The organism is Rarobacter incanus, assembly GCF_006715765.1.
Taxonomy (GTDB): domain Bacteria; phylum Actinomycetota; class Actinomycetes; order Actinomycetales; family Cellulomonadaceae; genus Rarobacter; species Rarobacter incanus.
In genome coordinates, this window is the sequence record NZ_VFNV01000001.1 from 2092475 (window position 1) to 2111942 (window position 19468).

Here is a 19468-nt window from a genome sequence, read left to right on the forward strand (position 1 = left end):
TTGCAATGACTGAGACAGTACTTTCCGTAGAGATTCTTGACGCTAAGGGCGCCGCGGCCGGAACGGCCGAACTGCCCGCCGAGATCTTCGACGTTCAGACGAATATTCCGCTGATCCACCAGGTCGTCGTCGCGCAGCTAGCAGCGGCCCGCCAGGGCACCCACGCAACGAAGACGCGTGGTCAGGTTTCCGGTGGTGGCAAGAAGCCATTCAAGCAAAAGGGAACCGGCCGCGCCCGCCAGGGCTCGACACGTGCTCCCCAGTTCGCCGGCGGTGGCACGGTCCACGGCCCGCAGCCGCGCGACTACAGCCAGCGGACACCCAAGAAGATGAAGGCAGCCGCGCTTCGCGGGGCCCTTTCCGACCGCGCACGCGCGGGTCGCGTTCACGTGGTGAGCGGCTTTGGCATCGACGAGAAGCCCTCGACCAGTGCCGCGTTGGCCGTGTTGGGTAAGTTCTCCGACCGCAAGAACGTGCTCGTGGTAGTCGAGCGCAGCGATGATCTGACTATCAAGTCGTTGCGCAATGTGGCATCTGTCCACCTGCTGCCCGCCGACCAGCTGAACACGTACGACGTTCTCATTTCGGATGACGTCGTGTTCACCAAGGGCGCTCTTGACGCTTTCGTCGCCGGTCCGGCGACCGGTCGCGGAGCAAGCGCCGTCGCTACCTCGTCGGAGGTTGCAACTGAAGAGGAGGCCGCGAAGTGAGCACGGTCAACAAGAACCCGCGCGACATCCTGATCGCTCCGGTTGTGTCGGAAAAGAGCTACGGGCTTATCGATGAAGGCAAGTACACCTTCGTTGTAGCGCCGGACTCCAACAAGACCGAGATCAAGATCGCGGTTGAGCAAGTCTTCGGTGTCAAGGTTGCTTCGGTTAACACCCTCAACCGTAAGGGCAAGACCCGGCGCACGAAGTTCGGTATCGGCAAGCGCAAGGACACCAAGCGCGCGATTGTTACCCTCGCTGAGGGTTCGATCGACGTGTTCGGTGCCATCAACTAGCGCGGGCCACGAAGGAGATTGAGGACGAATCCCCATGGGAATCCGTAAATACAAGCCGACAACGCCGGGCCGTCGTGGCTCAAGCGTGGCGGACTTTGCCGAGGTCACCCGGTCAACGCCGGAGAAGTCGCTGGTGCGCCCGCTGACCAAGTCGGGTGGACGCAACAACACGGGCCGTATCACGACACGTCACAAGGGTGGCGGTCACAAGCGTGCGTACCGTGTGATCGACTTCCGTCGTCACGACAAGGATGGCGTGCCCGCAAAGGTCGCACACATCGAGTACGACCCCAACCGCACCGCTCGCATCGCGCTGCTGCACTACGCAGACGGCGAGAAGCGTTACATCGTGGCGCCGAACAAGCTGCGCCAGGGTGATGTCGTTGAGGCCGGTGCCTTGGCCGACATCAAGCCGGGCAACAACCTGCCGCTGCGCAACATCCCGACAGGTACCGTTATCCACGCGATCGAGCTCCGCCCCGGTGGCGGCGCGAAGATCGCACGTTCCGCGGGCGCCTCGGTGCAGCTCGTCGCGAAGGATGGGCCCTACGCCCAGCTGCGCATGCCGTCAGGCGAAATCAGGAACGTGGATGCCCGCTGCCGCGCAACGGTCGGCGAGGTTGGCAACGCAGAACAGTCAAACATCAACTGGGGTAAGGCCGGTCGCAACCGCTGGAAGGGCAAGCGCCCGACCGTCCGTGGTGTGGCAATGAACCCGATTGACCACCCGCACGGTGGTGGTGAGGGTAAGACCTCCGGTGGTCGTCACCCCGTTAGCCCCTGGGGTAAGCCCGAGGGCCGCACGCGTCGCCCGGGCAAGCCCAGCGACAAGTTGATTGTTCGTCGTCGCCGCACCGGCAAGAAGCGCTGATAAGGAGCCTGACCAATGCCACGTAGCTTGAAGAAGGGCCCCTTCGTCGACGACCACCTGCAAAAAAAGGTGGACGCCCAGAACGATGCGGGCACAAAGAATGTCATTAAGACCTGGTCGCGCCGGTCGGTTATCACGCCGGACTTCCTTGGTCACACTTTTGCCGTGCACGACGGCCGTAAGCACGTCCCGGTGTTCGTCACCGAGTCGATGGTCGGTCACAAGCTCGGCGAATTCGCACCCACGCGCACCTTCAAGGGACACGTGAAGGACGATAAGAAGGGGAGGCGGCGATGAGCGGCACACCTCGTAGCAAGGAGAACGCCTCGGAGCGTCGGCTCAGCCTGCTGGGCGACGCGGAGGGCGCATTCGCGGTGGCCCGATTCGTTCGCGTCACGCCCATGAAGGCGCGCCGCGTCGCGGATCTGGTTCGCGGAGCTTCCGTCGACCAGGCCGTCTCGACCCTGAAGTTCGCTCCCCAGGCCGCGGCCGAGGACGTGCTGAAGGTCGTAGAGTCGGCAGCGGCGAACGCCGTGACGACGGAAAACCTGTCGCGCGAATCCCTCGTGATTTCGCAGGTCTTCGTTGACGAAGGACCGACGTTCAAGCGCTTCAGGCCGCGTGCCCAGGGGCGCGCGGGCCGCATCCTGAAGCGGACGAGCCACATCACCGTGGTCGTCACCCCACGTGAAGAGAAGGGACGGGCCTGATAGTGGGACAGAAAGTTAACCCGCTCGGGTTCCGCCTGGGCATTACGACCGATCACCGTTCGCGTTGGTTTGCCGACTCGACAAAGCCGGGGCAACGCTACCGCGACTTCGTTCGCGAAGACGTTGCGATCCGGAAGTTGATGACGACAAACCTGGAGCGCGCTGGTATCTCGAAGGTTGAGATCGAGCGTACTCGTGACCGCGTGCGTGTCGACATGCACACGGCGCGTCCGGGCATCGTTATCGGACACCGCGGTGCGGAGGCGGAGCGCCTTCGCGGTCAGTTGGAGAAGCTGACCGGCAAGCAGGTACAGCTGAACATCCTTGAGGTCAAGAACCCCGAGGTGGACGCTCAGCTCGTTGCGCAGGGAATCGCGGAGCAGCTCGCGAGCCGGGTGTCGTTCCGTCGTGCGATGCGCAAGGGCATGCAGTCCGCGCAGCGCGCCGGTGCCAAGGGCATCCGCGTCCAGTGCGCTGGTCGTCTGGGTGGGGCCGAAATGAGCCGCAGCGAGTTTTACCGCGAAGGTCGTGTGCCGTTGCACACTCTGCGCGCGAACATCGACTACGGCTTCTTCGAGGCTCGCACCACCTTCGGTCGCATCGGCGTCAAGGTGTGGATCTACAAAGGCGATGTGACCGAAAAGGAGTGGGCCCGCGAGCAGGCGAGCCAGGCTCCGCGTCAGGGCCGTGGTGGACGTGGCCCGCGTGCGGGCCGTGGGCCTCGCCGCGGTGGCGACCGCAACGCCAATGCGCAGGGAGCTCCCGCTGCCGCCGAGCAGCCGGCCGAGTCCGCTGGTAAGGAGGGCTAATCATGTTGATTCCCCGCAAAGTTAAGTACCGCAAGCAGCACCACCCGAAGCGCACTGGTAACGCGAAGGGCGGCACGACGGTCGAGTTCGGGCAGTTCGGTATCCAGGCTCTGGAGCCCGCCTACCTGACCAACCGGCAGATCGAAGCTGCGCGTATTGCAATGACCCGTCACATCAAGCGTGGCGGTAAGGTCTGGATCAATGTGTTCCCGGACCGCCCGTTGACCAAGAAGCCCGCCGAAACCCGCATGGGATCGGGTAAGGGTTCCCCCGAGTGGTGGGTCGCCAACATCAAGCCGGGTCGGGTTCTGTTCGAGCTCGCCGGTGTTGACGAGCCGCTCGCCCGCGAGGCGATGCGACGCGCGATTCACAAGCTCCCGATGAAGTGCCGTTTCGTGGTACGCGAAGGTGGTGCGAACTGATGGCAATTGGTTCGAAAGGTCTAGCGCCAAGCGACCTCGATGGTTTCACCGACGAGAAGCTCGTGGCGGAACTGGACAACGCAAAGAAGGAACTGTTCAACCTGCGGTTCCAGTCGGCCACGGGCCAGCTGGAAGACCACGGCCGAATCAAGGCCGTCAAGCGCGACATCGCTCGGATCTACACGATCTTGCGCGAGCGTGAGCTGGGTATCCGTACGGCACCGAGCGCGAGCAAGTGAGGCATAGATGAGCGCAGAGAACACTGAAGTCCGCGCCAGCCGCAAGACCCGTCGCGGGTATGTGGTTAGCGACAAGATGGACAAGACCGTAGTAGTTGAGGTCGAAGACCGCGTGAAGCACGCTTTGTACGGTAAAGTTATTCGCCGTACGTCCAAAGTGAAGGCTCACGACGAAGAGAACTCCGCCGGCATCGGTGACCTGGTGCTGATCATGGAGACTCGTCCTTTGTCTGCTACCAAGCGCTGGCGTTTGGTAGAGATCCTCGAGAAGGCCAAGTAAGCAACGCTGAGGTGGCTGCGGCGCACATTGCGCCGCAGCCACCTAGGCATGACAGTTATCCGTTCGGCAAGGCTCGCTTCAGGCGAGAACCAGCACGACGACAGGAGTTCAACACATGATCCAGCAGGAGTCGCGACTGCGAGTCGCCGACAACACCGGTGCCAAGGAAGTCTTGTGCATCCGTGTGCTCGGTGGTTCCGGCCGCCGCTACGCCGGTATCGGTGACGTTATCGTCGCCACCGTCAAGGATGCTATCCCTGGCGGCAACGTCAAGAAGGGCGAGGTCGTCAAGGCCGTCATCGTCCGCACAGTTAAGGAACGGCGTCGTCCCGACGGTTCCTACATCAAGTTCGACGAGAACGCGGCCGTCATCCTCAAGAACGATGGCGAACCCCGCGGAACCCGTATCTTCGGTCCGGTCGGCCGCGAGCTGCGTGACAAGAAGTTCATGAAGATTGTTTCGCTCGCGCCGGAGGTGATCTGATTATGGCGAAGATCCGTAAGGGCGACCTGGTCGTCGTTATCGCTGGTGCCGATCGCACCAAGCAGGGCAAGGTCCTCGAGGTACTAGTCGACCAGGACCGCGTCATTGTTGAGGGAATCAACCGCAAGACGAAGCACCGCAAGGTGGGGCAGACTCAGCGCGGCACTCGCACGGGTGGTATTGAGACCATCGAGGCGCCTATTCACATCTCCAACGTGATGTTGGTTGACCCCGAGACGAAGAAGGGCACGCGCGTGGGACACCGCGTCGAGTCCATCGAGCGGGACGGACGCACGCGTCAGGTTCGCACTCGTTTCGCCAAGCGCTCAGGTAAGGATGTCTGATGAGCACCGAGACAACAGCCATTGAAGCTCCGGCCGTCCCGCGGCTGAAGCAGAAGTACCGTGACGAGATCCTCAAGGGACTGCACGACGAGTTCAAGCACGCCAACATCAACGAGGTTGCGGGCCTGACAAAGATCGTTGTCAACATGGGTGTCGGAGACGCGGCCAAGGACTCCAAGCTGATCGAGGGCGCGATTCGCGACCTATCGACGATCACTGGTCAAAAGCCCCAGGTGACCCGCGCGAAGAAGTCCATCGCGCAGTTCAAGCTCCGGGAAGGAATGCCGATTGGCGCACACGTGACGCTGCGCGGCGACCGCATGTGGGAGTTCCTGGACCGCTTGCTTTCGCTTGCTCTTCCGCGTATCCGCGACTTCCGTGGTCTGAGCGCGAAGCAGTTCGATGGGCACGGCAACTACACGTTCGGCTTGACTGAGCAGTCGATGTTCCACGAAATTGACCAAGACAAGATCGACCGCGTGCGCGGTATGGACATCACGATCGTGACGTCCGCGACCACGGACGACGAGGGTCGCTCGTTGTTGCGCCGCCTCGGCTTCCCGTTTAAGGAGAACTGACATGGCTAAGAAGGCTTTGATCAACAAGGCTGCTGCGAAGCCTAAGTTCGCAGTTCGTGCTTACACGCGTTGCCAACGGTGCGGCCGTCCGCACTCGGTGTATCGCAAGTTCGGCTTGTGCCGTATTTGCCTGCGGGAGATGGCTCACGCTGGTGAGCTCCCCGGTATCAAGAAGAGCAGCTGGTAAACAACTACGTCGCAGGTCCGCTCAGGATTGAGCGGATACCCCGACGAGGAAGGGCGATGGCCCAATGACGATGACTGACCCCATCGCAGACATGCTAACGCGTCTGCGTAACGCCAACTCGGCGCACCACGACTCGGTGACAATTCCCTACTCGAAGCTCAAGGCCCGCATCGCGGACATCTTGAAGGCTGAGGGATACATCGCTGACTGGGATGTTGCCGATGCGAAGGTTGGCAAGAACCTCTCCATTTCGCTGAAATACGGCCCCAACCGCGAGCGTTCGCTCGCTGGCATCAAGCGTGTTTCAAAGCCTGGTCTGCGTGTTTACACGAAGTCGACCGAGTTGCCCAAGGTGCTCGGCGGACTGGGTATAGCGATCCTGTCCACTTCTTCAGGATTGCTCACGGACAAGCAAGCTCACGACAAGGGTGTAGGTGGGGAAGTCCTCGCCTACGTCTGGTAATCGGAAAGGAATATCGAACCATGTCTCGAATTGGTAAGATCCCCGTTCCGGTTCCCGCCGGAGTGGACGTCAAGATCGACGGCGACCAGGTCGCTATCAAGGGCCCCAAGGGCACGCTGGAGCACACCATCCCCGCACCGATTTCGGTGGAGTTGGAAGGGAGCGAGCTCAAGGTTTCGCGCCCCGACGACGAGCGCGCCTCGCGATCGCTGCACGGTCTGACGCGCACGCTGCTCGCAAACATCATCGAGGGTGTGACAAAGGGCTACGAGAAGAAGCTCGAAATCGTCGGTACGGGTTACCGCGTGACGGCAAAGGGTTCGGACCTGGAGTTCGCGCTCGGTTTCTCGCACCCGGTGCTCGTGTCCGCTCCCGAAGGCATCACGTTCGCGGTCGAGAGCCCCACTAAGTTCTCGGTCGCCGGCATTTCCAAGCAGCAAGTCGGTGAGGTCGCTGCAAATATCCGCAAGATCCGTAAGCCCGAGCCTTACAAGGGCAAGGGTGTTCGGTACGCGGGTGAAAACGTACGCCGCAAGGTCGGAAAGGCTGGTAAGTGATGGCTGTCGAAATCAAGGGCAAGGGCAAGGCAGTTTCGCGCGCCCGCCGTCACCTGCGTCTTCGCAAGAAGGTTACGGGTACTCCGGTTCGGCCGCGCCTGGTCGTGACTCGCTCGACGCGCCACATCGTGGCGCAGGTCGTCGACGACACCGTCGGCCGCACACTGGCATCCGCTTCCTCGCTCGAGGCGGACCTGCGGGCGCTCGACGGGGACAAGCGCGCCAAGGCTCGCAAGGTCGGCGAATTGGTTGCCTCGCGCGCCAAGGCCGCGGGTATCGAAGCGGTCGTGTTCGACCGCGGCGGTAACAAGTACCACGGTCGCGTGGCGGCGCTGGCAGACGGAGCACGCGAAGGTGGTCTGACACTGTGATGGCTACGTTCACCACGACTGCATCCGAACTCAAGAAAAGGACTTACTGATGGCTGCAGGGCAGCAGGGCAATGCCGGCCGCAGCGCCGGTGAGAACAACGAGCGGCGTAACGACCGTCGCTCTGAGCGCCGCAACGACTCGCGTCGGGGCGAAGCAGAAAAGAGCGCGTTCGTTGAGCGCGTCGTCACGATCAACCGGGTTTCCAAGGTCGTCAAGGGTGGCCGCCGCTTCAGCTTCTCCGCGCTCGTCGTGGTCGGCGACGGCGACGGGACCGTGGGCGTCGGCTACGGCAAGGCGAAGGAAGTTCCCGCAGCGATAGCTAAGGGTGTCGAGGAGGCGAAGAAGTCCTTCTTCCGGGTTCCGCGCATTCAGGGAACGATTCCTCACCCGGTGCAAGGCGAGGCAGCGGCCGGTGTCGTGTTCCTGCGTCCGGCAGCGCCTGGTACCGGTGTTATCGCCGGTGGTCCGGTGCGTGCAGTGCTTGAGTGCGCCGGAATTCACGACGTGCTGAGCAAGTCGCTCGGTTCCTCCAACGCAATCAACATTGTGCACGCAACCGTCGAGGCGCTGCGCCAGCTTGAGCAGCCCGAGTCTGTGGCAGCGCGGCGCGGGCTGCCGCTCGATGCGGTCGCTCCCAGCGCGCTGCTTCGTGCACAGGCAGCTGGTCGCGCAGAGAAGGCTGCGGCAGCAGAGCAGGTAGGTGCATGATGGCGAAGCTGAAGGTTACGCAGATCAAGTCTGAAATTGGCGGCAAGCAGTACCAGCGCGACACGCTTCGCAGCCTGGGACTGAAGCGAATTGGTCAGACCGTAATTAAAGAGGACCGTCCCGAATTTCGCGGCATGGTCAAGACGGTTGCGCACCTTGTAACCGTTGAGGAGGTCGACTGACAATGGCAGATAAGAAGACAACGGAAGAGAAGCCCGCAGCCACTCTGCGCGTGCACCACCTGCGTCCCGCACCGGGAGCCAAGACCGCCAAGACCCGCGTTGGTCGTGGTGAGGCATCCAAGGGTAAGACCGCGGGTCGTGGTACCAAGGGAACAAAGGCTCGCTACCAGGTTCCGGCGCGATTTGAGGGTGGGCAAATGCCACTCCACATGCGCCTGCCGAAGTTGCGTGGGTTCAAGAACCCGTTTAGGACCGAGTACCAGGTCGTCAACCTTGACAAGCTGACGGAGTTGTTCCCCGAGGGCGGCACCGTCACGGTGGCCGACCTTGTCGCAAAGGGCGCGGTTCGCAAGAACCAGCTGGTCAAGGTGCTCGGCACGGGCGAAGCCGGCGCGAAGTTCGACATCACGGTCGACGCTGCGTCCGCCTCGGCCAAGTCGAAGATCGAAGCAGCTGGCGGATCTTTGACCGTCAAGTAGTTCGAAATCAGCGAGGCCGGGTGGCCACATGCCACCCGGCCTCGCTGTGTGTTACTTTTCTTTTGACCGGTAGGTGCCCGCACTCGCAAAGACGTGAGTTACCCATCAGCGGCAAATACCGGTAAGGTTCGACAAGTGTCGTACTGTCGACACGCGCAATGGTCGCTCGTCGTGGCGACAAGATCCCCGCTTCGTGCGGGCCCAGGAGGATTCGGTGCTCAACGCATTCGCTCGGGCGTTCAAGACACCCGACTTGCGACGCAAGTTGTTGTTCACGATCGCGATTATGGTGCTCTACCGTATCGGCTCGTTTGTGCCCTCACCGGGTGTCGACTACAAGGCCGTTCAGGAGTGTGTGCAGGTCGGCCAGACAAACGACTTCATTGGTCTGGTAAACCTGTTCTCCGGTGGCGCGCTGATGCAGTTGTCGATCTTTGCGCTCGGCATCATGCCCTACATCACGGCATCGATCATCGTGCAGCTGCTGCGGGTCGTCATTCCCCGCTTCGAGACGCTTTACCAGGAGGGCCAGGCGGGTCAGACCAAGCTGACCCAGTACACCCGCTACCTGACAATCGGGCTCGGAATCCTCCAGGCAACCACGTACACCACGATGGCGCGCACCGGCGTGCTGCTCGGCTGCGAAGACTCGGTTCTGTTCAACGACGGAATCATGAACCAGATCTTCGTCATTTCCGCCATGACCGCTGGTACGGGCTTGATCATGTGGCTCGGTGAGTTGATCACCGAACGCGGTATCGGCAACGGCATGTCGCTCCTCATTTTCACCTCGATCGCCGCATCGCTGCCAACCGCCCTGTGGGGGGTTGCCGGCGGATCGGCCGGAATCGGCAAATTCGCCATGGTGATGGCCATCGCGTTGCTGGTGGTTGTCGCGATCGTGTTCGTAGAACAGTCGCAGCGACGAATCCAGGTGCAATACGCGAAGCGCATGGTCGGCCGCAAGATGTACGGCGGAGCCTCGACGTACATCCCCATCAAGATCAACATGGCGAACGTTATCCCGGTTATCTTCGCGTCCTCGATTCTTGCGGTGCCGGGGCTCCTCGGCCAGTTCTCGAAGAACCCCAACGGGGGTTGGGCCGCGTGGGTGCAGCAGAACATCTCGGGATCCACAGCACCGATTCACCTGGCGCTGTACACGTTGCTGATCATCTTCTTCACGTTCTTCTACACGGCGATCACGTTCAACCCGACCGAGGTCTCCGACAACATGAAGAACTACGGCGGATTCATACCCGGCATACGCGCGGGCAAGCCGACGGCCGACTACCTCCAGTACGTGATTACCCGGATCACGACGGCCGGGTCGCTGTACCTCGCCGTGGTGGCCTTGTTGCCGACCCTCGGGCTGATCTGGCTCGGTGTCACCTCGCGGATTCCGTTCGGTGGTACCTCGATTCTGATTCTCGTCGGTGTCGGGCTCGAGACGGTCAAGCAGATCGACGCGCAACTGCAGCAACGTCACTATGAAGGATTGCTCAAATGACAGTTTCTCGTCTCCTCGTCATGGGCCCGCAGGGCGCGGGCAAGGGCACCCAGGCGGCGCTCCTTGCGGAATGGCTCGGCGTACCCGCAATCTCCACCGGTGACATCTTCCGTGCCAACATCAAGGGCAAAACGGAACTTGGCGTCTTGGCGCAGTCTTACACGGCGCGCGGGGAACTCGTCCCCGATTCGGTCACAAACGATATGGTGCGATCCCGGCTTTCTGAGCCCGACGCCCGCGCGGGATTCATCCTTGACGGATACCCGCGAAACGCGGCCCAGGTCGGCGCGCTCGATGAGATTCTCGCCGATCTGGCGGAGCCGCTGCAGGCGGTCGTGGTGCTCACCGCGGACCGCGACGAGTTGCTGGCCCGCATCGCTAAGCGCGCGCAGATCGAGGGGCGCGAGGACGATACCCCGGAGGCAATCGCGCGGCGGCTCGACATCTACGAGGCCGAGACCGCCCCGTTGCTCGCGGCGTATCGCGAGCGGGGGCTCCTGGCCGAGGTCGATGGTCTCGGAACCGTCGAGCAGGTGGCGGCGCGCGTTCGCGACGCGGTTCAGGCCAAATAGGGTCGGCAGGACCCTCGCTTTCGAGATTGCGTTAGTGCGGCGGCGATAGATGCAGAGGCACATCGGTGTTCGGTAGGCGTATACAGCGCAAGAGCCGCGAAGACGTTGTACGGATGCGGTCCGCGGGCCTGGTCGTGGCGCGAGCGCTCGATGAGGTCGGACGGCACCTGGAACCAGGGCGCACAACGATGGAACTCAACGAAATCGCTGACGCAGCGATACGGCGGTGGGGCGCGGTTCCTTCATTCTTGGGCTACGAAGGCTACCCGGCCAGCGTTTGTGTTTCTGTAAACGATCAGGTCATACACGCGATACCTGGCCCGCTCGAGTTGCAAGCGGGCGACGTGGTGTCGGTGGATTGCGGTGCCGTCCTCGACGGTTGGCACGGCGACGCGGCTCGCACCTTGATCGTCGGGGGCGGGGACCCGCAGGACGAATTTCTGGTCGAAACGACCCGGCGGGCGATGTGGATCGGGATCGCGGCGCTGTGGGGAGCTCGGCGCATCGGTGAGGTTGGGCGGGCTATTGACGCATACATCACCGATCAAGAAGCCAGCACCTCGCGGCAGCTGGGCATCGTCGAGGAATTCGTGGGGCACGGGATCGGCACGGAAATGCACCAGGACCCCGATGTGCCGAACTATGCAACGAAGCGTTTGGGTGAGCGCATCGGCGCGGGCATGTGCTTCGCGATCGAACCCATGATTACCGCCGGCGGCGGTGGCGTCGTGACCGAGGAAGACGGCTGGACGGTCCGCACCGCGGACGCAAGCAGGGCGGCGCACTGGGAGAACACGGTCGCGGTATTGCCAGATGGTTTAGCGGTGCTGACAGAGGCGGACCTGGGCCGCACGGAGTTGGCTGCCCTAGGCGTTCCAGTGGCGAGTGGATTCGAAGCCGAGCGGTAGGTCGCGCAGGTGACCGTGCCGGGCCTACGCCTAGCAGCGAGAACGTGGCGAAAACCCACCACGACCGAAAACTTCCCAGATTTCCGCGGATGTTGTAGAATGCTACGTCGGGTGTGTGTTGTGTGCATGCACCCCGTCAGGCGTCGAATGGCGCGTAGATCAAACAGTTAGCGGAGGATATGGCGAAAAAGGACGGTGCGATCGAGGTTGAGGGATCGGTAGTTGAGGCGTTGCCAAACGCAATGTTTCGGGTCGAACTCGCCAACGGGCACAAAGTTCTCGCTCACATTTCCGGCAAGATGCGGCAGCACTACATCCGTATCCTTCCGGAAGACCGTGTCGTTGTGGAGCTCAGCCCCTACGACCTCACGCGTGGACGTATTGTCTACCGCTACAAGTAGATCAACTGGCCGAGCGCCAGTTCAATTCACATCAACAACACCGCTGATGCGCGTGGTTTCGCGCGCATTTGGCTAAGGAACCACGATGAAGGTCAACCCGAGCGTCAAGAAGATCTGTGACAAGTGCAAGGTGATTCGCCGGCACGGAAACGTCATGGTCATCTGCGAGAACCCTCGTCACAAGCAGCGCCAGGGCTAGAACCCTGGAGCTGCGACGAGCAGCTCACCACGTACAACGCATCACCAGCGTGGCACTAGCAACTGTAGCTATCCCCGCAAACCCTCGGTCCGGAGGCCGCGGCTCGCACGAAGGCGAGAGGTGATGCGCCAGACCTCCGGTTGTAGTTAAGGAAGCACCTGCCCATGGCACGTCTTATCGGAGTTGACCTGCCGCGCGACAAGCGCGTTGAGGTTGCACTCACTTACATTTTCGGTGTTGGACGCACGCGCGCCCAGCAGACCCTGGCGGCGACGGGCATCAGCCCGGACGTGCGCGTGAAGGATCTCACCGACGCAGACCTAGTTACCTTGCGTGATTACCTTGAGGGTAATTTCAAGCTCGAGGGTGACCTTCGCCGTGAAGTTGCCGCGGACATCCGCCGCAAGGTTGAGATCGGCTGCTACGAGGGCCTGCGGCACCGCCGTGGCCTGCCGGTGCGCGGTCAGCGCACAAAGACGAACGCTCGCACCCGTAAGGGACCGAAGCGCACCGTTGCGGGCAAGAAGAAGGCCCGCTGACCCCACCAGCAATCCGGTGCCGCGCCTAGTCAGCGCCGCCGGTTCGATGATCTCAACTTTAGGAGTAGGACAAGTACATGCCTCCCAAGACTCGCGGTTCAGTCCGCAAGCCCCGCCGCAGGGACAAGAAGAACGTTCCCCTGGGCCAGGCTCACATCAAGAGCACCTTCAACAACACGATCGTCTCGATCACGGACCCCTCAGGCGCCGTCATCGCTTGGGCCTCGTCAGGTCAGGTTGGCTTCAAGGGTTCGCGCAAGTCGACCCCCTTCGCCGCGCAGCTGGCTGCTGAGGCGGCCGCCCGCCGGGCGCAGGAGCACGGCGTGAAGAAGGTCGACGTCTTCGTCAAGGGCCCGGGCTCGGGTCGCGAGACTGCGATTCGTTCGCTGACGGCCGCCGGCCTCGAGGTCGGAACCATTCAGGACGTCACCCCGCAGGCTCACAACGGTTGCCGCCCCCCCAAGCGTCGCCGCGTCTGATTCTTAGTGGTTGGGGTTCGCGCGCAACTGCGCGGCCCCAACCGCATCGGTTCCGGCCACCGTCGGAATCCAGCTAGCCGCGAAACGTCATATAGCGGGCGTTTCATGCGAAAGGAATAAACAAGTGCTCATTGCACAGCGTCCCACTCTGACCGAAGAGCAGATTTCTGCGACACGGTCACGGTTTGTCATCGAACCGTTGGAACCAGGCTTCGGCTACACCATCGGCAATTCGCTGCGTCGCACGCTGCTGTCATCGATTCCGGGTGCCGCAGTTACATCGATTCGTCTCGATGGCGTGCAGCACGAGTTCGAGACAATCCCGGGTGTCAAGGAAGACGTTACAGAACTCATCCTTAACATCAAGAAGCTCGTTGTTTCCTCGGATAACGACGAACCAGTCGTCATGTACCTGCGCAAGGCCGGTCCCGGCGTTGTCACGGCAGGCGACATCCTTCCGCCCGCTGGCGTGGAAATCCACAGCCCAGAACTGCACCTCGCTACCCTCAACGAGAAGGGCAAGATCGAGATCGAGCTCACGGTCGAACGCGGCCGCGGCTACGTGTCGGCGCAGCAAAACAAGCTGCCCGATGCGGAGATCAGCCGGATCCCCGTCGACTCGATCTACTCGCCCGTTCTCAAGGTCAGCTACGCGGTCGAGGCCACGCGCGTTGAGCAGCGCACGGACTTTGACCGCCTCATCGTCGACGTCGAAACCAAGCCGGCGATCTCGCCCGCGGACGCCTTGGCCTCCGCCGGAAAGACGCTCGTCGAACTGTTCGGGCTGGCCCGGGAACTCAACGTCGAAGCTGAGGGAATCGAGATCGGCCCGTCCCCGACGGACGCCGAGCTCGCGGCCGACCTGGCGCTTCCCATCGAGGAGCTCGATCTGACGATCCGTTCATACAACTGCCTCAAGCGCGAGGGTATCCACACCGTTGGGGAACTCGTCGCGCGAAGCGAAGCGGATCTTTTGGACATACGCAACTTCGGCGCCAAGTCTATCGATGAGGTGAAGAAGAAGCTTGCAGGTCTGGGCCTGGGGCTGAAGGATTCTCCGTTGGACTTCGTGCCCGTCTCTAGCGACGAGTACGACGACGACGAGGACGACGACGAGGGCGCGGAACTGCCCGAGCAGTACAACTGATTTTTTTCGGTTCCGACTGCTCGCGGTCGTGACCAGCCATTCAAGGAGCAACTATCATGCCTACCCCTACCAAGGGTGCCCGTCTCGGCGGCGGAAGCGCACACGAGCGTGCCATCCTCGCCAACCTCGCAACCAGCCTGTTCGAGCACGGCCGAATCACTACCACGCTGACGCGCGCCAAGCGCGTGCAGCCGCTTGCGGAGCGTTTGATCACCAAGGCGAAGCGCGGCGACCTGCACGCGCGTCGCCAGGTTTCGGCGGTCATCCGCAACAAGACCCCTCGCCGTTGGGACGGCGAGGGTGACGCCTACACGATCGTGCACCACCTTTTCACGGACCTCGCCCCGAAGTTCGCGGAGCGCAACGGTGGCTACACCCGGATCACCAAGGTCGGCACGCGCAAGGGCGACAACGCCCAGCTGGCCGTCATCGAGCTGGTGCTGGAGCCGGTCAGCGCGAAGCAGGCCGTCGTGCGCGAGGCCGCGGGTGCGACCAAGCGCGCAGCCAAGGAGCAGGCGAGCGACGAGTCCGCCGCCATCGAGCCGACCGCGGAGGCCGCTGTGGAGGCACCGGAACCCGCAGACGCTGGCGCGGAAGACAAAGCGGCTGAGTAGCAATTGGGTCGCCAAGGCGACCTGGCAGTAGGGAAAATGGGTCAGGACTAGATTTGTCCTGGCCCATTTTCGACTTTCTTACAGGAACGAGGCTACCGGGTGACCGCTGTACTCTTTTGCCTGGCGGCGGCGCTCTTTGCCGCCGTGATGTACGGTCCGGGTCTCGCCGTGACCCGGTTGGCGCTGCGGCTTCCGTGGGCGGTGGCGGCGGCGTCGGCACCCGCGGTTTCGGCGGCGATCGTGGGGATCGCCAGCTATGCGGCCCACGCCGCAAACGTGTGGTGGTCGTGGACCCCGTTCCTCGTGACGAGCGCGGTGGCGGTGGCGGTCGCCGCGCTCGGGCGGCAGTGGGCGCTGCGCGCCCGCGTGCCGGGATGGCATTCGCTCAGGCCCGGGGCGCGGGGACCAGCCCGAATGCGAGCGTCCCGCGGCCTCAGTGTTGCGGGAGGCCGGGAAGGCGATCCGGGGGCCAGCGGGCCGCGCACCCGGAGGCGTCAATGCGCGCTATTCGCCGGGGCCGGCGCGTGCGGCGCACTGCTGATCGCGATCCCGATGGTCGCCGGGATGGGTTCGGTCACCGCGCCTTCCCAGCAGTGGGACGCGGTCTTTCATCTCAACGCGTTGGCGAGCATTTTCGACAGCGGCGACGCGTTCTCGCTGCGCGGCATGTGGCCCGACGGATCGACCTCCTATTATCCCGCGGTCTGGCATGCCGCTACGGCACTCACGGCGGACACCCTATCGCCCTGGCTGTTCACGGTCGGCCGGACTGCGATCGCGTGGCCCCTGGTGGCGAACGCCGCGATCGTGGCAACCGCGACGCTGATCTGGCTGCCCGGCGTGTATGCGTTGACCCGCGTCGTCGCGAAGAGCCACCGCATCGCCGCTCTAGCCACGGTGATCGCCCCGGCCTTCGCGGTATTTCCGACCTTTCAGCTTTCTGTGCTGGCGCAGTGGCCGGCGGGTCTTTCGGTCGCCGTCGTGCCGGGGGTTTTGGCGCTTTCGGTGTTCGCGCTCGATCACGAACGAGGCCGCCCCCGCGTCGCCTCGCTGCTTGTCGCGGCGGCGGGCGCGATTGGCGCGGGGATGCTACACGGTTCGGCCCTGGTGGCGATAGCGGTGATGGTGCTGCCGCTCGCTGTCTCGCGGCTCTGGCCGGCCTTCCGCTCGGCGCTGCGCGCGCGGAGGGCGGCGACCGTTGCCGTGACCGCGGCGGCGGCGGCGGCCATCGCCGCCACCGTCTACGTGGCAGCAAGGATCCCAACGATCGCGATGCTGTTTAGTTACCAGCGCGAGCCGATCCGGTCCTACCCGCTATCGGTCCTGCACACCGTGTTCGATGTCGAGCTACTGAAGTTTCCCGGAAACCTGGCGATCACGGCGTTCGTGATCGTGGGCGCCGTTGCCGCCTGGCGGGCGGCGAGCCGGCGGTGGTTGGTGTGGACGACGATGCTGGTCATAGTGCTCACCGCCATTGCGGCGGGCCCCGACGGGCCCGTTCGGCAACTCACCGCGATCTGGTACCTTCAGCCCTCGCGCATCGAGGCGCTGTATCCGGCCTGCGCGGCCGTGCTCGCGGCCCTGGGCGTCGACGTTTTCGCGCGTGGAGTCGCCCGCCAGGTGGCGCTGCGCGCGAAGCCCGGCGGGCGTGCCCGCAACGGCTACCGCGTCGCGGCGGTGGGGGCGCTCGTTCTTGCCGTGGCCGTATCCGGGGGATACCAGTTCGCCGCGCGGGAGGATAGTTTTGCCCAGTCCTATGTTCCGGGCAAGATCCGGTGGGGCACGATTGCCAATCGGGACGCGTTGCAGGTCGCCAGCGGGGCGTGGCGGGTCGTTGACAAGGGCGCGCTGGTCATCGGCGATCCGTTTCAGGGCGCGGCCTACGTGTGGTCGCTCGGGGACCGCAATGTCGTGTACCCGACGCTGTCGACCGCCCGGATGGACGCCGATCAGCAATTCCTCGCCGCGAATTTCTCCCGGATAGGGAAGGACGAGCGGGTCTGCGCTGCCCTCGCGAGGGTGGGGGCTACATACCTCTTCTACACGCAGCCCTCCGCATTCGCAGGCGCGAAACCCACGCGCGGCTTCACCGGGTTTTCCGCGGTCGATCTCGCGAGCGGCTTTACCCCGGTGCTGGTCGCCGGCTCAGCTGGCCTGTACCGCATCACCGCCTGCGACTAGCGTTCCCGCACCCGGCCCGCCAGGTGGCGGCGGTGCGCGCGGTGGGGGGCGGCCCGTAGGGATATCACCGCCTGCGGCAAGCCTCCGCGCGCCCTACGGGCGGCGGCTGGAACTCTGATCGAACCGCGGCAGCGACCACACGCGCGCGCCGCCCACGAGCGCCGCGGAATTGGGAACGATGACGACGTCGTCTCCGAGGCGGTCCACGACGGTCGGCGTGATGCGCCGCGAGTTACCGCCGCCCACGTAGAGACGATCCCACAAGAAGACGGGGCGCAGGCCCTCAACCACGCGCAGCACGCGACGGGACCACAGCGCATCGCCGAGGCGACGCCGCTCGGGTTCGCCGATGTACTCGTCGTATGTGTTTTGGCGGGTAATTGGCGCATGAGATATCTCGAGATGCGGTGCCAGGCGTCCGCCGTGAAAGTGAGCAGAGCCGAGACCGGTCCCGAACGTGAGGACGAGTTCGAGGCCAACCTGTGCAATGACGCCAGCGCCATGGATTTCGGCATCGTTGAGCACTATCACGGGCTTGCTCAGCGAGGAGGAGAGAGCTGCGGCGAGATCGAATCCGGACCAGGCGTCCCGCAGCGCGGGTTCGACCTTGCTGCGCGGTCCCGAGCGCGTTATGTAGTGAGGGGTGTGGATCACCACGCCGTTGCGGATCATGCCCGGCATGCCCACGCTCACCCGGTCCGCCGGCGCCAGCGAGCGTGCCAGGTCGCCGATGGTGTCTATGAGCAGCTGCGGCGGCAGCGGGTACGGTGTCGGAACCCGCACCGGTGCTCCGTGCGCGGTGCCCGCGCTGTCGAGCACGGCGGCCTTGATGCCACCGCCCCCGCAATCGACGGAAAGGGTGCGCTGCGACTCGCTCGAAACCATACGAGTAGGCTACGCCGACTAGGCTGTACCGGTGGAAAACGGAACCGTGCGTATCAGATTGGATGTGGCCTACGACGGCACCAACTTTGCCGGATGGGCGCGTCAGCCGGGCCTGCGGACCGTGCAGGGCACGCTCGAGGAAGCGCTGGAGCGCATTGTCCGCCGGGTACCGCGTGGACTGCGCCCCCTGGGCGCCACGGTCGCGGGTCGCACCGATGCGGGTGTGCACGCCCGCGGGCAAGTGGTTCACGTGGATATCGACCGTGAAGCGTGGGAGCGGATGCCTGGGCGTGGGGATAGGCCGCCCCAGGTTGCGTTGGTGCACAGGCTGGGCGGGGTCTTGCCCCGGGACCTGGTGGTGCGCGACGCCGCGGTGGCGCCGGGGGGATTCGACGCGCGGTTTTCGGCTCTTTCTAGGACGTACAGGTACCGCATCGCGGATGATTATTATGGACGAGATCCGCTGCGCGCCGCATGGACGCTTTGGCACCGCACTCATCTCGATCAGCAAGCCATGGACGCCGCCGCACGGCAACTTATCGGTTTGCGTGACTTCGCGTCGTTTTGCCGCCCGCGCGAGGGCGCCACAACCATCCGCGAACTGCAAGAATTCAGCTGGTCGCGGCCGACGTCGGGGCCCGATGCGGGCCTTGTCGTCGCGCAGATCACTTCCGATGCGTTCTGCCACAACATGGTGCGCGCGCTGGTGGGATCGTCCTTGCTGGTGGGCGAGGGACGGCGCCCGATCGAATGGCTGGCCGAGGTGGCTGCGGCGCGCGATAGGTCGCGCGCCGGTGCGGTTGTGGCTCCCATCGGCTTGACCTTGGAGGCGGTCGCCTACCCGAGCGATGGGGAGCTTGGAAAGCGCGCGCGTGCCGTGCGCGCCCGCCGCCTCGACGAGGAAGTTCTGGGCTGACGTAAGGCCGGCCAGGCTATTCGTCGATGACGTGCACGGCGGCCTCTTCGGCGCTTGCCGCGCCGCCGTCGCGCCCTTCGTCGACTGCGAAGACGTCGTTGTCGCGGCCGCTGGCCGCAGCCGGATCGTCGACGAGTCGGCCGGTTCGCAAAGTGTCCGCGTCCTGGTCCTCATCCCAGACCTCCGGTTCCTCGGCGGCGAGTTCCCGGTCGATTGAAAGACCCTCCTCTTGCGCGGCCGCGGTCTCGGAATACAGGCCCGCGCGCGGGAAGTCGTTTGGCGAGTAGCCCTCGTCGAGCGGATCGCCCGCGCCGTTGTTGATCAGGGTGTCCTCGTTGGGGAGCTGGTCGCTGTCTACCTCGTTGAATTCGCTCATGCACCTATGTTGGCACTAATCGTGCGAGCGTGCAGGCGGCGTCGGGCGGT

32 protein-coding genes are annotated in these 19468 nt (G+C 63.7%); 30 read left to right on the top strand and 2 right to left on the bottom strand.

The features are described 5' to 3' along the window. The first annotated feature begins 5 nt into the window (after nucleotides 1-5). The 29 genes from rplD (at nucleotide 6) to FB389_RS08740 (ending at nucleotide 17241) form a co-directional block, all read left to right on the top strand. Complete coding sequence (rplD, locus tag FB389_RS08600; protein WP_142112761.1) at nucleotides 6-710, top strand: 50S ribosomal protein L4; 705 nt, start codon at nucleotides 6-8, stop codon at nucleotides 708-710. Continuing rightward, the gene (gene rplW, locus FB389_RS08605; protein WP_142112763.1) at nucleotides 707-1006 is read left to right on the top strand and encodes a 50S ribosomal protein L23; all 300 of its coding nucleotides are present in this window, start codon (nucleotides 707-709) and stop codon (nucleotides 1004-1006) included. Before rplD ends, rplW begins: the two co-directional genes overlap by 4 nt. 34 nt (nucleotides 1007-1040) lie before the next feature. After that, nucleotides 1041-1877 (top strand): 50S ribosomal protein L2, encoded by an 837-nt coding sequence (gene rplB, locus FB389_RS08610; protein WP_142112765.1) that lies wholly within the window; start codon nucleotides 1041-1043, stop codon nucleotides 1875-1877. A gap of 15 nt (nucleotides 1878-1892) precedes the next feature. Beyond that, nucleotides 1893-2174 carry a 30S ribosomal protein S19 gene (gene rpsS / locus FB389_RS08615; protein ID WP_142112767.1) on the top strand — a complete coding sequence of 94 codons (282 nt, stop codon included), beginning with the start codon at nucleotides 1893-1895 and terminating at the stop codon, nucleotides 2172-2174. Beyond that, nucleotides 2171-2587: a 50S ribosomal protein L22 gene (gene rplV, locus FB389_RS08620; protein WP_142112768.1), complete on the top strand. Its 417-nt coding sequence runs from the start codon at nucleotides 2171-2173 to the stop codon at nucleotides 2585-2587. The genes rpsS and rplV overlap by 4 nt, the downstream gene beginning before the upstream one ends. A 2-nt stretch (nucleotides 2588-2589) precedes the next feature. Continuing rightward, nucleotides 2590-3396 (top strand): 30S ribosomal protein S3, encoded by an 807-nt coding sequence (gene rpsC / locus FB389_RS08625; protein ID WP_142112770.1) that lies wholly within the window; start codon nucleotides 2590-2592, stop codon nucleotides 3394-3396. A 2-nt stretch (nucleotides 3397-3398) separates the two neighbouring features. Then, on the top strand, nucleotides 3399-3818 hold the full coding sequence (gene rplP, locus FB389_RS08630) for a 50S ribosomal protein L16 (RefSeq protein WP_142112772.1): 420 nt from the start codon (nucleotides 3399-3401) through the stop codon (nucleotides 3816-3818). After that, nucleotides 3818-4057: a 50S ribosomal protein L29 gene (gene rpmC / locus FB389_RS08635; protein ID WP_142112774.1), complete on the top strand. Its 240-nt coding sequence runs from the start codon at nucleotides 3818-3820 to the stop codon at nucleotides 4055-4057. Before rplP ends, rpmC begins: the two co-directional genes overlap by 1 nt. A 7-nt stretch (nucleotides 4058-4064) precedes the next feature. Next, nucleotides 4065-4337: a 30S ribosomal protein S17 gene (gene rpsQ, locus FB389_RS08640; RefSeq protein WP_142112776.1), complete on the top strand. Its 273-nt coding sequence runs from the start codon at nucleotides 4065-4067 to the stop codon at nucleotides 4335-4337. Nucleotides 4338-4452: 115 nt separating this feature from the next. Further along, entirely contained in the window at nucleotides 4453-4821 is a 369-nt protein-coding gene (rplN, locus tag FB389_RS08645; RefSeq protein WP_142112777.1) for a 50S ribosomal protein L14, read from the top strand. A gap of 2 nt (nucleotides 4822-4823) precedes the next feature. Beyond that, nucleotides 4824-5165: a 50S ribosomal protein L24 gene (gene rplX, locus FB389_RS08650; protein WP_142112779.1), complete on the top strand. Its 342-nt coding sequence runs from the start codon at nucleotides 4824-4826 to the stop codon at nucleotides 5163-5165. After that, nucleotides 5165-5743 carry a 50S ribosomal protein L5 gene (gene rplE / locus FB389_RS08655; protein ID WP_142112781.1) on the top strand — a complete coding sequence of 193 codons (579 nt, stop codon included), beginning with the start codon at nucleotides 5165-5167 and terminating at the stop codon, nucleotides 5741-5743. The genes rplX and rplE overlap by 1 nt, the downstream gene beginning before the upstream one ends. A gap of 1 nt (nucleotide 5744) precedes the next feature. Then, a complete protein-coding gene (locus FB389_RS08660) occupies nucleotides 5745-5930 on the top strand; it encodes a type Z 30S ribosomal protein S14 (RefSeq protein ID WP_142112783.1) in 186 nt (61 codons plus the stop codon). 64 nt (nucleotides 5931-5994) lie between these two features. After that, a complete protein-coding gene (rpsH, locus tag FB389_RS08665) occupies nucleotides 5995-6393 on the top strand; it encodes a 30S ribosomal protein S8 (protein WP_142112785.1) in 399 nt (132 codons plus the stop codon). Between the two features lie 20 nt (nucleotides 6394-6413). After that, a complete protein-coding gene (gene rplF, locus FB389_RS08670) occupies nucleotides 6414-6950 on the top strand; it encodes a 50S ribosomal protein L6 (protein ID WP_142112787.1) in 537 nt (178 codons plus the stop codon). After that, complete coding sequence (gene rplR, locus FB389_RS08675) at nucleotides 6950-7321, top strand: 50S ribosomal protein L18 (protein ID WP_142112789.1); 372 nt, start codon at nucleotides 6950-6952, stop codon at nucleotides 7319-7321. The genes rplF and rplR overlap by 1 nt, the downstream gene beginning before the upstream one ends. Before the next feature lie 49 nt (nucleotides 7322-7370). Next, on the top strand, nucleotides 7371-8030 hold the full coding sequence (gene rpsE / locus FB389_RS08680; protein WP_142112791.1) for a 30S ribosomal protein S5: 660 nt from the start codon (nucleotides 7371-7373) through the stop codon (nucleotides 8028-8030). Further along, nucleotides 8030-8212: a 50S ribosomal protein L30 gene (gene rpmD, locus FB389_RS08685; protein WP_142113702.1), complete on the top strand. Its 183-nt coding sequence runs from the start codon at nucleotides 8030-8032 to the stop codon at nucleotides 8210-8212. Before rpsE ends, rpmD begins: the two co-directional genes overlap by 1 nt. A 2-nt stretch (nucleotides 8213-8214) precedes the next feature. Further along, nucleotides 8215-8691 (top strand): 50S ribosomal protein L15, encoded by a 477-nt coding sequence (gene rplO, locus FB389_RS08690; RefSeq protein WP_142112793.1) that lies wholly within the window; start codon nucleotides 8215-8217, stop codon nucleotides 8689-8691. A 214-nt stretch (nucleotides 8692-8905) separates the two neighbouring features. Next, a complete protein-coding gene (gene secY, locus FB389_RS08695; protein WP_142112795.1) occupies nucleotides 8906-10201 on the top strand; it encodes a preprotein translocase subunit SecY in 1296 nt (431 codons plus the stop codon). Continuing rightward, nucleotides 10198-10773 (top strand): adenylate kinase, encoded by a 576-nt coding sequence (locus FB389_RS08700; RefSeq protein ID WP_246043596.1) that lies wholly within the window; start codon nucleotides 10198-10200, stop codon nucleotides 10771-10773. Before secY ends, FB389_RS08700 begins: the two co-directional genes overlap by 4 nt. A 65-nt stretch (nucleotides 10774-10838) precedes the next feature. Then, a complete protein-coding gene (map, locus tag FB389_RS08705; RefSeq protein ID WP_142112798.1) occupies nucleotides 10839-11681 on the top strand; it encodes a type I methionyl aminopeptidase in 843 nt (280 codons plus the stop codon). A gap of 179 nt (nucleotides 11682-11860) precedes the next feature. After that, nucleotides 11861-12082, top strand: coding sequence for a translation initiation factor IF-1 (infA, locus tag FB389_RS08710; protein WP_089395665.1), 222 nt, complete (start codon nucleotides 11861-11863; stop codon nucleotides 12080-12082). A gap of 85 nt (nucleotides 12083-12167) precedes the next feature. Continuing rightward, nucleotides 12168-12281: a 50S ribosomal protein L36 gene (rpmJ, locus tag FB389_RS08715; protein WP_007540807.1), complete on the top strand. Its 114-nt coding sequence runs from the start codon at nucleotides 12168-12170 to the stop codon at nucleotides 12279-12281. A gap of 164 nt (nucleotides 12282-12445) precedes the next feature. After that, on the top strand, nucleotides 12446-12820 hold the full coding sequence (gene rpsM / locus FB389_RS08720) for a 30S ribosomal protein S13 (RefSeq protein WP_142112800.1): 375 nt from the start codon (nucleotides 12446-12448) through the stop codon (nucleotides 12818-12820). A 77-nt stretch (nucleotides 12821-12897) separates the two neighbouring features. Continuing rightward, nucleotides 12898-13299, top strand: coding sequence for a 30S ribosomal protein S11 (gene rpsK, locus FB389_RS08725; protein WP_142112802.1), 402 nt, complete (start codon nucleotides 12898-12900; stop codon nucleotides 13297-13299). A gap of 124 nt (nucleotides 13300-13423) precedes the next feature. Beyond that, nucleotides 13424-14446 (top strand): DNA-directed RNA polymerase subunit alpha, encoded by a 1023-nt coding sequence (locus tag FB389_RS08730; RefSeq protein ID WP_142112804.1) that lies wholly within the window; start codon nucleotides 13424-13426, stop codon nucleotides 14444-14446. Nucleotides 14447-14502: 56 nt separating this feature from the next. Continuing rightward, complete coding sequence (gene rplQ / locus FB389_RS08735) at nucleotides 14503-15060, top strand: 50S ribosomal protein L17 (RefSeq protein ID WP_142112806.1); 558 nt, start codon at nucleotides 14503-14505, stop codon at nucleotides 15058-15060. A 99-nt stretch (nucleotides 15061-15159) separates the two neighbouring features. Further along, nucleotides 15160-17241: a DUF6541 family protein gene (locus FB389_RS08740; protein WP_142112808.1), complete on the top strand. Its 2082-nt coding sequence runs from the start codon at nucleotides 15160-15162 to the stop codon at nucleotides 17239-17241. A gap of 93 nt (nucleotides 17242-17334) precedes the next feature. Here the strand turns inward: FB389_RS08740 and FB389_RS08745 are convergent, their stop codons facing one another. Then, nucleotides 17335-18126, bottom strand: coding sequence for an ROK family protein (locus FB389_RS08745; protein WP_142112809.1), 792 nt, complete (start codon nucleotides 18124-18126; stop codon nucleotides 17335-17337). Nucleotides 18127-18157: 31 nt separating this feature from the next. On the opposite strand from FB389_RS08745, the gene truA reads away from it, so the two are divergent. After that, on the top strand, nucleotides 18158-19042 hold the full coding sequence (gene truA / locus FB389_RS08750; protein ID WP_142112811.1) for a tRNA pseudouridine(38-40) synthase TruA: 885 nt from the start codon (nucleotides 18158-18160) through the stop codon (nucleotides 19040-19042). Nucleotides 19043-19058: 16 nt separating this feature from the next. On the opposite strand, the gene FB389_RS08755 is transcribed toward truA, so the two are convergent. Then, nucleotides 19059-19418 carry a DUF5709 domain-containing protein gene (locus FB389_RS08755; protein ID WP_142112813.1) on the bottom strand — a complete coding sequence of 120 codons (360 nt, stop codon included), beginning with the start codon at nucleotides 19416-19418 and terminating at the stop codon, nucleotides 19059-19061. Nucleotides 19419-19468 lie beyond the last annotated feature (50 nt).